At 54.0% G+C, this 13480-nt stretch carries 12 protein-coding genes; 11 read left to right on the top strand and 1 reads right to left on the bottom strand.

Annotated features, from left to right (window positions below; all coding sequences use genetic code 11):
• Positions 1 to 286 precede the first annotated feature (286 nt).
• From ACWKX3_RS23530 to phoU, 9 genes are all read left to right on the top strand, one after another.
• Positions 287 to 805, top strand: a complete 519-nt coding sequence (locus ACWKX3_RS23530) for a fimbrial protein (RefSeq protein WP_454542609.1) — start codon at positions 287 to 289, stop codon at positions 803 to 805.
• A 90-nt stretch (positions 806 to 895) separates the two neighbouring features.
• The gene (locus tag ACWKX3_RS23525) at positions 896 to 1579 is read left to right on the top strand and encodes a fimbrial chaperone (RefSeq protein ID WP_141113762.1); all 684 of its coding nucleotides are present in this window, start codon (positions 896 to 898) and stop codon (positions 1577 to 1579) included.
• On the top strand, positions 1579 to 4098 hold the full coding sequence (locus ACWKX3_RS23520; RefSeq protein ID WP_454542608.1) for a fimbria/pilus outer membrane usher protein: 2520 nt from the start codon (positions 1579 to 1581) through the stop codon (positions 4096 to 4098). The genes ACWKX3_RS23525 and ACWKX3_RS23520 overlap by 1 nt, the downstream gene beginning before the upstream one ends.
• A gap of 9 nt (positions 4099 to 4107) precedes the next feature.
• Positions 4108 to 5160: a fimbrial protein gene (locus ACWKX3_RS23515; protein ID WP_454542607.1), complete on the top strand. Its 1053-nt coding sequence runs from the start codon at positions 4108 to 4110 to the stop codon at positions 5158 to 5160.
• Positions 5161 to 5407: 247 nt separating this feature from the next.
• Positions 5408 to 6448, top strand: a complete 1041-nt coding sequence (pstS, locus tag ACWKX3_RS23510) for a phosphate ABC transporter substrate-binding protein PstS (RefSeq protein ID WP_058609904.1) — start codon at positions 5408 to 5410, stop codon at positions 6446 to 6448.
• Positions 6449 to 6576: 128 nt separating this feature from the next.
• Positions 6577 to 7536: a phosphate ABC transporter permease PstC gene (pstC, locus tag ACWKX3_RS23505; RefSeq protein ID WP_006177572.1), complete on the top strand. Its 960-nt coding sequence runs from the start codon at positions 6577 to 6579 to the stop codon at positions 7534 to 7536.
• Entirely contained in the window at positions 7536 to 8426 is an 891-nt protein-coding gene (gene pstA, locus ACWKX3_RS23500) for a phosphate ABC transporter permease PstA (RefSeq protein WP_454542606.1), read from the top strand. The genes pstC and pstA overlap by 1 nt, the downstream gene beginning before the upstream one ends.
• 47 nt (positions 8427 to 8473) lie before the next feature.
• Positions 8474 to 9247: a phosphate ABC transporter ATP-binding protein PstB gene (gene pstB, locus ACWKX3_RS23495; protein WP_006177574.1), complete on the top strand. Its 774-nt coding sequence runs from the start codon at positions 8474 to 8476 to the stop codon at positions 9245 to 9247.
• A gap of 13 nt (positions 9248 to 9260) precedes the next feature.
• Positions 9261 to 9986, top strand: coding sequence for a phosphate signaling complex protein PhoU (phoU, locus tag ACWKX3_RS23490; protein WP_006177575.1), 726 nt, complete (start codon positions 9261 to 9263; stop codon positions 9984 to 9986).
• Positions 9987 to 10076: 90 nt separating this feature from the next.
• On the opposite strand, the gene yieH is transcribed toward phoU, so the two are convergent.
• The gene (gene yieH / locus ACWKX3_RS23485) at positions 10077 to 10742 is read right to left on the bottom strand and encodes a 6-phosphogluconate phosphatase (RefSeq protein WP_006177576.1); all 666 of its coding nucleotides are present in this window, start codon (positions 10740 to 10742) and stop codon (positions 10077 to 10079) included.
• Positions 10743 to 10908: 166 nt separating this feature from the next.
• Between yieH and adeP the strand changes: the two genes are divergently transcribed.
• Together adeP and ACWKX3_RS23475 are read left to right on the top strand one after the other, a co-directional pair.
• A complete protein-coding gene (adeP, locus tag ACWKX3_RS23480) occupies positions 10909 to 12246 on the top strand; it encodes an adenine permease AdeP (protein WP_140418817.1) in 1338 nt (445 codons plus the stop codon).
• Positions 12247 to 12400: 154 nt separating this feature from the next.
• Positions 12401 to 13480 (top strand): DDE-type integrase/transposase/recombinase (locus ACWKX3_RS23475; protein WP_454542605.1); only part of this gene is annotated, 1080 nt, incomplete at its 3' end.

Below are 13480 nucleotides of genomic sequence, written 5' to 3'. Positions count from 1 at the left end.
GGGCTATTTATTGATCAATATATAAATATATTCTGAAAGTCGATCTCTGTATAAATAAAAGTTAAAGAACATCTGTATTATGCCCGCCCTGATATACCGCTAAATAATATTATATTTAGCCAAAATCTCACCCTAAAATATTCCATTATTTGCCCCTTGGTAATTATCAAAATATTATTTCTGCTTGTTATTTTATTTTTTAAGGCGTTTAATACACGCGCTTCAACATTTTGACATTATTTGTCATGGAAATAATATATCTTTATTTATAATGGATGGTATTGTAATGAATGGACATATTTTTAAGCGAGCGTTACTTGTTTCCTCTTTATTACTGACGTCGCAGACGTTTGCGTCAAATGGGATTGTACACTTTACCGGCGAGATTATTGAAAGCACGTGCGAAGTCTCAACGGGAACCAAAGATCAGAACGTCGATTTGGGTAAGGTAAATAAATCGACCTTTACCGACGTTGGCTCTACGGCTTCCGTTCAGGCATTCCAGATCGACCTGGTCAATTGTCCGCAAACCTACAAAAAAGCCAATGCGCGCTTTGACGGCACTGAAGACGGTGATGGTTACCTGAAGCTGAACAACGGCGGCGCAGCGGGTGTGGCGATTGCGATTTATAACCGCGCCGACAACAGCCTGCTGAAGCTGTATAACCAGTCTAAAACGGCGGATATTAGCGCTGAAGGCTCGGCTTCTCTGCCGTTTATGGCTCGCTATATCGCAACTTCATCTACCGTTACGGCAGGTTTAGCTAACGCGGATTCTGAATTCACGATCAGCTACAGCAATTAATCTTTTCCTTCACTGTTTGTAATGTAAACAGGCCTGGCAAGGTTGGGCCACTGCATCTAAAAAACTGCCAGGCCTGATATAGGATGTAACATGCGTCGGCGCCGTATAATATTATTTCTCTCTCTGTTTTTATCTTTTGGTATTTCACCGTGCTGGTCTGGGATAATTATCGGCGGCACTCGGGTTATCTTTAAAGGCGAGAGCGCTGACACCACGCTTTCGGTGCTCAATAAAGATGCTGCGATCCCTTATCTGCTTCAGACGTGGATTGAGCCTTTTACCGGACAAGGTAAGGATAAACCGCCGTTTACCGTCATTCCTCCTGTTTCTCGTCTTGAGCCAAAGCAAGAGCGCGTATTACGCATTATCAAAACCAAAGGTGAATTACCGTCCGATCGGGAGTCGGTGTTTTGGCTAAACGTAAAAAATATACCCCCGTCGCCCGATAAAGAAGGCAGCAAACTTGAGATAGCCATTAAAACCCGGATCAAACTTTTCTGGCGTCCTGCGGGCATTAATGAAAAACCGGAGACGGCAAGCCAAAAAGTGAAATGGCAGCGACAGGGAAAAATGCTGGTGGTGACCAATCCAACGCCGATTCATATCAATGTGATTGACGTTGCGGTGGATGGTAAACCGCTTGAGCTGGCAATGATTAAACCGTTCGACACGCTACAGATAGCCTTACCCGCAGACGCATTGGGAAAGACCCTCACATGGCACTGTATCAGTGATTATGGCGCAATCAGCGACGCTATCAGGCAACCTCTTTAATGCAGATGGGACGGTATACGTTGAAGCTTTCTCGTTTGTCTTTTTTACCGCTTATCGCCGTGTGGGCGGGCTATCCGCATCTGGTTTCTGCCAAAGAGGCCTTATTCAATACCCGTTTGCTGGAGTTGGATCAGCCCGTTGATATCGACATTAGCCAGTTTGACCGCCCCCACACGCTTCCTGAGGGGACATATAAAGTCGATATCTATGTCAACGACCGTTTCGTCGAGCGCCGCGAGGTGCTTTTTTCGCGAAAAGATGAACAGAGCGATCTTGCGCCTTGCTTCACGGATTTAAAAAATACGCTGAGCGGGTTCGGGGTGAAGGTTGACGCAATCAAAGCATTAGATCGCGTCAACGCCGAACGCTGTGAAGCCGTCCCCGAGCTGCCGGGGTCGGCATGGATATTCGACGGTGAAAAGCTGGCGCTTAACGTCTCTGTGCCACAAATCTATCTTGATGCGTCGGTTCGGGATGCCATTCCACCGTCGCGCTGGGATCAGGGCATCAATGCGCTGATGCTCAACTATGACTTTTCCACCATGCAGACCCTGAAGTCAGACTATAACAGCGACGATCTCTACTACCTTAACCTGCGCAGCGGCATCAATCTGGGGGGCTGGCGGCTTCGCAACTACAGTGCACTCAATGCCGTTAACAGCCACGGAAGTTATCATTCAGTAAGCACTTACTTACAGCATGATATCGCACCGTTGCGCAGCCAGTTTATGGTAGGCGACACCTGGACCGCGAACGACCTCTTTGACAGCGCGCAGATCCGTGGCGTGCGTCTTTATACGGATAACGACATGCTGCCAGACAGCATGAATGGGTTTGCCCCCATCGTTCGCGGCGTGGCGAAATCGAACGCCGTGGTGACGATCCGCCAGAATGGATACATGATTTACCAGTCGGCAGTGCCGCAGGGGCCGTTTGCGCTGACCGATCTCAATACCACCTCCAGCGGCGGCGACCTCGACGTCACCATCAAAGAGGAAGACGGCAGCGAACAACATTTTGTGCAGCCTTACGCTTCCCTGGCGATATTGCGTCGCGAAGGCCAAACGGATGTGGATATCAGCGTCGGCGAGTATCGCAACGATAATCGTTTTTCACCTGACGTGATGCAGGCGCAGATGCTGCGCGGTATGCCCTGGGGGATGACGCTCTACGGCGGAACCCAGCTGGCGGAAGATTATTCCGCCTTTGCGGCGGGCCTTGGTAAAGATTTGGGCGAAATCGGCGCGGTGTCGATCGATGTGACCCACGCTGACTCACGCTTTTCCGACGACCAAACGCAGGGGCAATCCTGGCGTTTTCTGTACTCCAAAACCTTTGATGTCAGTAATACCAGCCTGCGTATCGTTGGCTATCGCTATTCGACGGAAGGCTTCTATACGCTGGATGAATGGGCCTCGCGTAACGGCGACAGCGACAGCTTCTGGCAAACGGGCAACCGTCGCAGCCGGCTTGAAGGCACCTGGACCCAGCCGTTTACGGAAAGTTACGGCAACATTTATCTGACGCTGAGCCGGGAGCAATACTGGCAAACGGATGACGTTGAGCGCCTGATTCAGGTGGGCTACAGCAACAGCTGGCGGCAAATTGTGTGGAACCTGTCATGGAACTACACCGATACGGCGGGCAGCAGCGTGGGAGAGTGGCAGCATGAGGATGAAAGCGAGCATGTGATTATGCTCTCCGTCTCGTTGCCCTTATCAGACTGGTTGCCGCACAGTTACGCCAACTACAGCTACGCTCACAGCGGCCACAGCAGCCCGTCCCACCAGGTGGGGCTAAACGGCAACGTGCTCGAAGATAACAACCTGAGCTGGAACCTGCAGCAGTCATATTACGAAAACAACGCTAACGCAGGCGGAAACGCTGGCCTGAACTGGGATGCTTCGTATGGTTCCATGAAGGCAAACTATGCCTGGAGCGATGAAAGCCAAAGCGTGAACTACGGCGTCAGCGGCGGCGTGCTGGTCCACTCTGAGGGGATCACCTTCTCCCAGGAGATGGGCGAAACCGTGGCGCTGATAAAAGCGCCGGGAGCGGCCGGGCTGTCTGTTGATAACGAAAATGGAGTAGCGACCGACTGGCGCGGTTATACCGTTAAAACGCAGCTATCGCCTTACGACGAAAACCGTATCGCGCTTGGCAATAATGACTTCACGTCCGGCAATATCGAGCTTGAGAAAAGCGTACAGCAGCTTGTGCCCACGCGCGGCGCGGTGGTTAAGGCTGAGTTTGTCACGCACATCGGCTACCGGGTTTTGTTTAACGTTGCGCTGGCCAGTGGCAAACCAGCCCCCTTCGGTGCGATGGGCACCGCAACGCTACCTACCGGCAGCGTGACGGGCATCGTGGGCGATGGGGGTGAACTCTACCTTGCAGGGATGCCGGAAACCGGTCAGTTCACCCTCACCCTGAGCGACGGCAAGATCTGCCGGGCCGATTACGTCATCCACCAGCAACCCGATTTTGGGCTTGTCCAGCTTCCCGTCATTTGTCGATAAAGGATAAAAATGAAATCACGCTTCTGGCTTTTAGCCCTTTTTTTTGCCGCTTTTTTTGCGCGGTCCGCGCCGACGGGGTACTGCGTGCCGGATAACGGCGTTTACCACAATAACTTCCAGTTTAATAAACAGCTCAGTTGGACTTCAAGTTCTGTCGGAATGTTCGAAGACATCATGATCGATAACGGGACACTGTCATTTAAAGGCACGTGCTACTGTCTGACGGGAAAAAACGAGACCTATAAATATGCCTATATCACCAGTATCGTTAATCCTTCCTTAAAGCCTACTGCCGTTAGACGAAACGTGCATTTTTACGATCTCAACGCCCAGCTTGATATTGGCCTGATTGTTTACGTTCTTGGAAAAGGCTACGTGTCAGTGCCCTTCGATCATATGCCTAATGACACGGGGGGGCACTACGGATGCCATGACGGCATCAGTTCAGCCACCACCTTTTACAGCGGCGGCTCGGGTATTATCTATTTATACGTCAAAAGGCATTTTACGGGCGTCGTCAATATACCGAGAACGGTTATGGCTAATATCTATGCCACCATCGATCCTGTTACTGTTTCGCATGAAGTGATTTCTGACGTGATCGTTGAAGGGTCATTAACGGTTCCGCAAACCTGTGAAATAGACGAAGGCCAGACGATTATGTTTGATTTCAAAAAAATCCTCGCTTCCGAGTTTCCCTCTGTAAAAGGCGAGGCGTTGAAGCGGCATAAGATCACGCGGAAAGTGAATATTAAATGCTCAAATATGTTTACTCTCGACCTACTCGGGGCCACGATACAGGCCTCTGGCTCAAGCCCGGATGGCACCATGGTTGCGACAAATAATCCGGATGTCGGCATTAAAATTTACGATAAGCGGGACAAAGAAGTGAATGTTAACGGCGGGGAACTTGCGGCTGAAACGACGCAATCCCCCGAGACACTGGGTGATATGCAGGGCACGCTCACTTTTTCAGGTGCGCCAGCCAGCGCCACCGGGGCCAAACCTCAGCCGGGGCCGTTCTCCGCAACGGCGACGCTCACGATAGAAATCATCAACTGATGTCTCAACGGCTGTTTATGACAGCCGTTGTCATATTTGTCCTCTCAGCGTTACCGTCTCTCAAAAAAATATGACAAAAAAATGACCGCGCCATGAATTAATACTGTTATTTTTCATCGTGTTAAACATGCGTTTTCCATTGTCATAAAACTGTCATATTTCGTACATTTATCTGTCACCTGTTTGTCCTATTTTGCTCATCGTAGCCACTTAAACAATGATTTACGAAATCCTTGCAGGAGACATTATGAAAGTTATGCGTACCACTGTCGCAACTGTTGTCGCCGCGACCTTATCTCTGAGCGCTTTCTCTGCCTTTGCAGCAGCAAGCCTGACAGGCGCGGGTGCAACCTTCCCTGCGCCGGTGTATGCCAAATGGGCGGATACCTACCAGAAAGAAACCGGCAACAAGGTTAACTATCAGGGTATCGGCTCCTCCGGTGGCGTAAAACAAATTACCGCAAACACCGTCGATTTCGGCGCGTCCGATGCTCCGCTGTCTGATGACAAGCTGGCGCAGGAAGGCCTGTTCCAGTTCCCGACCGTGATTGGCGGCGTGGTGCTGGCGGTGAATATCCCGGGCCTGAAGTCTGGCGAGCTGGTGCTGGACGGTAAAACCCTGGGTGATATCTACCTCGGCAAAATCAAAAAATGGGATGACGAAGCCATCACCAAACTGAACCCGGGCGTAAAACTGCCTTCGCAGAACATCGCCGTGGTGCGTCGTGCTGACGGTTCCGGTACCTCCTTCGTCTTCACCAGCTACCTGGCGAAAGTGAACGAAGAGTGGAAATCGAAAGTCGGTTCTGGTTCTACCGTTAACTGGCCAACCGGTCTGGGCGGCAAAGGTAACGACGGTATCGCCGCGTTCGTCCAGCGTCTGCCGGGCTCCATCGGTTACGTAGAGTACGCTTACGCGAAGCAGAATAACCTGGCCTATACCAAACTGATGTCTGCGGACGGCAAACCGGTTAGCCCGACCGAAGAGAACTTCGCTAACGCCGCGAAAGGCGCTGACTGGAGCAAATCCTTCGCTCAGGATCTGACGAACCAGAAAGGCGATGACGCCTGGCCAATCACCTCTACCACCTTCATTCTGGTCCACAAAGATCAGAAGAAACCTGAGCAGGGTGCTGAAGTGCTGAAGTTCTTCGACTGGGCATACAAAAACGGCGGCAAACAGGCGAACGATCTGGATTACGCCAGCCTGCCGGACAGCGTGGTTGAGCAGATTCGTGCTGCATGGAAAACCAACGTGAAAGACAGCAGCGGTAAAGCGCTGTACTAACAGGATATTTTTGACGAAGATGGCGGGTGGCGCTAACGCTATCCCGTCCTACGGCTCCACCTGTAGGCCCGGTAAGCGTTAGCGCCACCGGGCATATTCGTAAGACGTTTCAAACAGAAGAGTAATTTATGGCTGCAACCAAGCCTGTATTTAACCCTCCGGGTAAAAAAGGTGACATGATTTTCAGCGCGCTGGTCAGACTGGCTGCGCTGATTGTGCTATTGCTGCTGGGCGGCATTATCGTGTCTCTGATTTTCTCCTCATGGCCGAGCATCCAGAAATTCGGTTTCTCCTTCCTGTGGACCAAAGAGTGGGATGCGCCAAACGACATCTACGGTGCGCTGGTGCCGATTTACGGCACGCTGGTGACCTCGTTTATCGCCCTGCTGATTGCGGTTCCGGTGAGCTTTGGTATCGCCCTGTTCCTGACGGAGCTGGCGCCAGGCTGGCTGCGTCGTCCGCTGGGTATCGCCATTGAACTGCTGGCCGCGATCCCCAGTATCGTGTACGGCATGTGGGGCCTGTTTATCTTTGCGCCGCTGTTCGCGACCTACTTCCAGGAGCCGGTCGGCAACGTTCTCTCCACCATCCCGTTTGTTGGTGCCCTGTTCGCTGGCCCGGCGTTTGGTATCGGTATTCTGGCGGCAGGCGTGATCCTCGCCATCATGATTATTCCGTACATTGCGGCGGTAATGCGCGATGTCTTCGAGCAAACCCCGGTGATGATGAAAGAGTCGGCCTACGGCATCGGCTGCACCACCTGGGAAGTCATCTGGCGCATCGTTCTTCCGTTCACCAAAAATGGTGTCATCGGCGGCATTATGCTGGGCCTGGGCCGCGCGCTGGGTGAAACCATGGCGGTCACCTTTATTATCGGTAACACCTACCAGCTCGACAGCGTATCGCTGTTCATGCCGGGTAACAGCATTACCTCTGCGCTGGCAAACGAATTCGCCGAAGCCGAATCCGGGCTGCACGTGGCGGCGCTGATGGAGCTGGGGCTGATCCTGTTTGTTATCACCTTCATCGTTCTGGCGATTTCCAAGCTGATGATTATGCGTCTCGCTAAAAATGAGGGGGCACGCTAATGGCAACGCTCGAAATGCAAAGCAGCCCAGCGCTGGCAGAATCCCGCCGCAAAATGCAGGCGAAGCGCCGCTTCAAAAACCGTATTGCGCTGACGCTCTCCATGGCGACGATGGCGTTCGGCCTGTTCTGGCTGATCTGGATCCTGATGTCGACCATTACCCGCGGCATCGACGGCATGTCTCTGGCGTTGTTCACCGAAATGACGCCGCCGCCCAATACGGCGGGCGGTGGTCTGGCAAACGCCCTGGCGGGCAGCGGCCTGCTGACCCTCTGGGCGACGGTCTTTGGTACGCCGCTGGGCATCATGGCGGGGATTTATCTGGCGGAGTATGGCCGCAAATCCTGGCTGGCTGAAGTCATTCGCTTCATCAATGACATCCTGCTGTCTGCGCCGTCTATCGTCGTTGGTCTGTTCGTTTACACCGTTGTGGTGGCGCAGATGGAACACTTCTCCGGCTGGGCAGGCGTGATTGCGCTGGCGCTGCTGCAGGTGCCTATCGTCATCCGCACTACCGAGAACATGCTGAAACTGGTGCCGGATAGCCTGCGCGAAGCGGCTTACGCACTGGGGACGCCGAAATGGAAGATGATCTCCGCGATTACGCTCAAAGCGTCTATCTCCGGGATCATGACCGGTATCCTGCTGGCGGTGGCACGTATCGCCGGGGAAACGGCTCCGCTGCTGTTTACGTCGCTCTCGAACCAGTTCTGGAGCACGGACATGATGCAGCCGATCGCCAACCTGCCGGTGACGATCTTTAAATTTGCGATGAGCCCATTCGCGGAATGGCAGCAGCTGGCGTGGGCCGGGGTGCTGATCATCACCCTTTGCGTACTGTTGCTGAACATTCTGGCGCGCGTCATTTTCGCGAAGAAGAAACACGGTTAAATTTTTACGGCGCGGCACATCGCGGCGCCGAATGAGGAAATGAGTCAATGAGTATGGTTGATACTGCCCCGGGTAAGATTCAGGTTCGTGATTTGAACTTCTACTACGGCAAATTCCATGCCCTGAAGAACATCAACCTGGATATCGCGAAGAACCAGGTCACGGCATTCATCGGTCCGTCCGGCTGCGGTAAATCTACCCTGCTGCGTACCTTTAACAAGATGTATTCGCTCTATCCGGAGCAGCGCGCTGAAGGTGAAATCATCCTGGACGGGGAAAACATTTTGACCCACGCCCAGGATATCGCCCTGCTGCGCGCGAAAGTGGGCATGGTGTTCCAGAAACCGACGCCGTTCCCGATGTCGATTTATGACAACATCGCGTTTGGCGTGCGCCTGTTTGAAAAGCTCTCCCGTGCCGATATGGACGAGCGCGTGCAGTGGGCCTTGACCAAGGCCGCATTGTGGAACGAAACCAAAGATAAGTTACACCAGAGCGGTTACTCTCTCTCCGGCGGTCAGCAGCAGCGTCTGTGCATTGCGCGGGGCATCGCCATCCGCCCGGAAGTGCTGCTGCTTGATGAGCCGTGTTCCGCGCTGGACCCTATCTCCACGGGCCGCATTGAAGAGCTGATCACCGAGCTGAAGCAGGATTACACCGTGGTTATCGTGACCCACAACATGCAGCAGGCTGCGCGTTGCTCCGATCACACGGCGTTTATGTACCTGGGCGAGCTGATTGAGTTTAGCGATACGGATGCGCTGTTCACCCGCCCCGCGAAGAAACAAACTGAAGATTATATTACTGGCCGCTACGGTTGATTTGGAGTGAACCATGGACAACCTCAATCTTAATAAACACATTTCCGGCCAGTTCAACGCAGAGCTGGAAAGCATCCGCACTCAGGTGATGACCATGGGTGGCATGGTGGAGCAGCAGCTTTCTGATGCGATCACTGCCATGCACAACCAGGACAGCGAGCTGGCGAAGCGCGTTATCGCCGGCGATCAGAACGTCAACATGATGGAAGTGGCCATCGACGAGGCCTGCGTGCGCATTATTGCCAAGCGCCAGCCAACGGCGAGCGACCTGCGTCTGGTGATGGCGATCATCAAAACCATCGCCGAGCTGGAACGTATTGGCGACGTGGCCGATAAAATCTGCCGTACCGCGCTGGAGAAATTCTCCCAGCAGCACCAGCCGCTGCTGGTCAGCCTGGAGTCGCTGGGCCGCCACACCGTGCAGATGCTGCACGACGTGCTGGATGCCTTTGCGCGTATGGATCTGGACGAAGCAGTGCGTATCTACCGTGAAGACAAGAAAGTCGACCAGGAGTACGAAGGCATCGTGCGCCAGCTGATGACCTACATGATGGAAGATTCGCGGACGATCCCAAGCGTACTGACCGCCCTGTTCTGCGCACGCTCCATCGAGCGTATCGGCGACCGCTGCCAGAACATCTGTGAATACATCTTCTACTTCGTGAAAGGTCAGGATTTCCGTCACGTGGGCGGCGACGAGCTGGACAAGCTGCTGGCGGGGAAAGATCCGAAAGAGTGATCGGCACTAAAATGCCCGGTGGCGCTGCGCTAACCGGGCCTACGAGCCATGTAGGCCGGATAAGCGTTAGCGCCATCCGGCTTTGTTTTTTCAGCGAGTAATATCCCACCCGCGAGCCTTCCACAACGCTGGCAGCTGCGCCAGGTCGGTAAAGGTCGTCACTTTAGGATGATCGATCGGCTTGTTGTGCGGATCGGCACAGAAGTAAAACACCTCCATTCCTGCATCAATCCCCGACTGCGCCCCTGCAGAGGAATCATCCACCAGAATGCAGTTCTCCACGTTCACGTTCATCGCCTTTGCCGCATGGAACATCAGGGCCGGATCGGGCTTCCAGCGCTGGATATCGTAGCCGCTGAACAATTTTTCCGGGAAGTGATGCACCATCTCCAGCTTGCCGAGCGAATGTTGCATTTTGCTGACCGGTCCGTTGGAGACCACGCAGATGGGCACCGTCATCGCATCCAGCAGCGCATTCGCGCCGGGAATAACCTCCAGCTCTGAGTCGAACAGGCGTGCGACCTCGGCGCGGTACACCGGCTCCAGATCCGCTTTCGCCAGATCCGTGCCGTGCTCTGCGTTAATGATGTCGATGATCTCGTAGAGCTTGACGCCCTTAAAGCGTTTGAACACTTCGTCGAGATCGAGCGTAATGCCAAATTCCTGGAACATGGCGACATACGCGCGGGAACAAATGACCTCACTGTCGACCAGCGTACCGTCGCAGTCGAAAAATACCGCTTCAATTCCGGACATGCCTTTCCCTTTTAACAAGTTTAACGTTTACGTACTGCAGATTTACGAGACGCAATCGTTGCCGTATAAGCAAAATCAATGAAAAAAAGTATCCCGTAACCGCCCTTATTGTCGCATTTTGGTATAGGATAGCGACGAATTTTCCCTCCTTGTTCGGAAATTGATGATGAGTCAACAACACACTACCCAGACATCTGGTCAGGGTCTGCTTGAGCGCGTGTTTAAACTGCGCGAGCACGGCACAACGGCACGCACCGAAGTGATCGCCGGTTTTACTACCTTCCTGACGATGGTCTATATCGTTTTTGTTAACCCGCAAATTCTGGGCGTGGCTGGCATGGATACCAGCGCCGTCTTCGTGACGACCTGCCTGATCGCTGCGCTTGGCAGCATTCTGATGGGCGTGTTCGCTAACCTGCCGGTCGCACTGGCACCGGCAATGGGCCTGAATGCGTTCTTCGCGTTCGTGGTAGTTCAGGCGATGGGTCTGCCGTGGCAGGTTGGTATGGGCGCCATCTTCTGGGGCGCGATTGGCCTGCTGCTGCTGACCATTTTCCGCGTGCGCTACTGGATGATTGCGAATATCCCGGTGAGCCTGCGCGTGGGCATCACCAGCGGTATCGGCCTGTTCATCGGCATGATGGGGCTGAAAAACGCCGGTGTGATCGTGGCGAACCCGGAAACCCTGGTGAGCATTGGCAACCTGACCTCCCACAGCGTGCTGCTGGGCGTGCTCGGCTTCTTTATCATCGCCATTCTGGCGTCGCGCAACATTCACGCTGCGGTGCTGGTATCGATTATCGTCACTACTCTGCTGGGATGGATGCTGGGTGACGTTCACTACAGCGGCATCGTCTCTGCGCCGCCGAGCGTGTCGACCGTGATTGGTCACGTAGACCTGGCTGGTTCACTGAACCTCGGTCTGGCAGGCGTGATTTTCTCGTTCATGCTGGTAAACCTGTTCGACTCCTCCGGAACGCTGATCGGCGTGACCGACAAAGCGGGTCTGGCGGATGAGAAAGGCAAGTTCCCGCGCATGAAGCAGGCGCTGTTTGTGGACAGCGTCTCCTCCGTCGCCGGCTCTTTCATCGGCACCTCGTCTGTTACCGCTTACATTGAATCCTCTTCCGGCGTCTCCGTGGGCGGCCGTACCGGCCTGACGGCGGTTGTCGTCGGCCTGCTGTTCCTGCTGGTGATCTTCCTCTCTCCGCTGGCGGGCATGGTGCCTCCGTATGCGGCAGCCGGCGCGCTGATTTATGTTGGCGTGCTGATGACGTCCAGCCTGGCGCGCGTGAAGTGGGACGATTTAACCGAAGCGGTGCCAGCGTTTATTACCGCGGTGATGATGCCGTTCAGCTTCTCGATTACCGAAGGTATCGCGCTGGGCTTTATCTCTTACTGCGTGATGAAGATCGGTACCGGTCGCCTGCGCGAACTCAGCCCGTGCGTGATTGTCGTGGCGCTGCTGTTTGTGCTGAAGATTGTGTTTATTGACGCGCACTAAGGTGCGGTTTGTGTTGTCAGGTGGCGCTTTGCTTACCTGACCTACTGACGAGTGTAGGCCCGGTAAGCAAAGGGTATGAACCGGAAACATGGGTAACACTTTAGACCGGATACATGGGTAACAGTTATAACTGGCATAGAAGAGGAGACTCGCTATGCCCTGGACTGAGACCCGACCTATGCAACGCCTTGATTTTATCCGTGCCTGCCATGCAGGCACGGACTCCCTTTCAGCCCTGTGCCGGCTTTTCGGCATCAGCCGGAAAACCGGCTATAAATGGCTTGAACGGTTCGACCCTTCCGATCTCTCTTCTCTCGCAGATCGCTCACGCGCTCCCCGTTCTCATTCCCGGACGGTCCCGGACGATATCGCCAGTCATCTGATCGCCCTGCGGCACAGGCATCCTGACTGGGGCCCCAAGAAACTGAGGATGTGGTACCTCAATCATGGGGTTGATTTTACCGTACCGGCAGCCAGCACTATCGGCGATATCCTCAGGCGTGAGGGCCTGGTCCAGGATAAAAAGCGCAGACGCAGAACGCCGGGCAACCGCCAGCCGCTGACCACTATCAGTGAAAACAATCAGGTCTGGAGCGCTGACTTTAAAGGTAAGTTCAGGTTACTGAGCCGGGAATACTGTCACCCCTTCACCCTGACCGACAATCACAGCCGGTATCTGCTGAGCTGCAGGGCCACCGCCCGGGAGAGCGAGCCCTTCGTCAGGACGTGCCTGACAGAGGCGTTCCTGGAATATGGTCTGCCAGCGGTGCTCAGGACAGATAACGGCCAGCCCTTTGCGGGAACAGGGATAGCCGGGTTAAGTCGTCTTGCAGTCTGGCTAATCAAACTGGGCATCAGGCCGGAGCGCATCAGAAAAGGGCACCCGGAAGAAAATGGCCGCCATGAGCGCATGCATCGTTCACTGAAAAGTGCGGTGAACTGTGGCAACACTTTCATGACGATGGAAGAGCAGCAGCTGTGGTTCAGCGCTTACCGGGAAGAATTTAATCATGAAAGGCCGCATGAAGCGCTGGGCGGGGTGACTCCCGGGACCGTATGGGAGCCGTCGCAACGGCAGTGGGATGGCAGGATACCGGAGTACGTTTACCCGTCAGGTGCGACAGTCCATAAGGTGAAATCGAGGGGGACACTCTTCATGGGTAAAAAGGGAACAGTCTTTCTGAGTGAAGCACTGACAGGAGAGCACATCATGATGGAGGAACAGAATGATGGC

It is taken from the genome of Enterobacter sp. UPMP2052, assembly GCF_053709675.1.
This window is presented reverse-complemented; position numbering and strand designations above follow the sequence as displayed.

What these genes read in the sequence shown, in the direction of transcription:
- ACWKX3_RS23530 (WP_454542609.1), top strand. Translation starts at nt 287, where the DNA reads ATGAATGGACATATTTTTAAGCGAGCGTTACTTGTTTCCTCTTTATTA.
- ACWKX3_RS23525 (WP_141113762.1), top strand. Translation starts at nt 896, where the DNA reads ATGCGTCGGCGCCGTATAATATTATTTCTCTCTCTGTTTTTATCTTTT.
- ACWKX3_RS23520 (WP_454542608.1), top strand. Translation starts at nt 1,579, where the DNA reads ATGCAGATGGGACGGTATACGTTGAAGCTTTCTCGTTTGTCTTTTTTA.
- ACWKX3_RS23515 (WP_454542607.1), top strand. Translation starts at nt 4,108, where the DNA reads ATGAAATCACGCTTCTGGCTTTTAGCCCTTTTTTTTGCCGCTTTTTTT.
- pstS (WP_058609904.1), top strand. Translation starts at nt 5,408, where the DNA reads ATGAAAGTTATGCGTACCACTGTCGCAACTGTTGTCGCCGCGACCTTA.
- pstC (WP_006177572.1), top strand. Translation starts at nt 6,577, where the DNA reads ATGGCTGCAACCAAGCCTGTATTTAACCCTCCGGGTAAAAAAGGTGAC.
- pstA (WP_454542606.1), top strand. Translation starts at nt 7,536, where the DNA reads ATGGCAACGCTCGAAATGCAAAGCAGCCCAGCGCTGGCAGAATCCCGC.
- pstB (WP_006177574.1), top strand. Translation starts at nt 8,474, where the DNA reads ATGAGTATGGTTGATACTGCCCCGGGTAAGATTCAGGTTCGTGATTTG.
- phoU (WP_006177575.1), top strand. Translation starts at nt 9,261, where the DNA reads ATGGACAACCTCAATCTTAATAAACACATTTCCGGCCAGTTCAACGCA.
- yieH (WP_006177576.1), bottom strand. Translation starts at nt 10,742, where the DNA reads ATGTCCGGAATTGAAGCGGTATTTTTCGACTGCGACGGTACGCTGGTC.
- adeP (WP_140418817.1), top strand. Translation starts at nt 10,909, where the DNA reads ATGAGTCAACAACACACTACCCAGACATCTGGTCAGGGTCTGCTTGAG.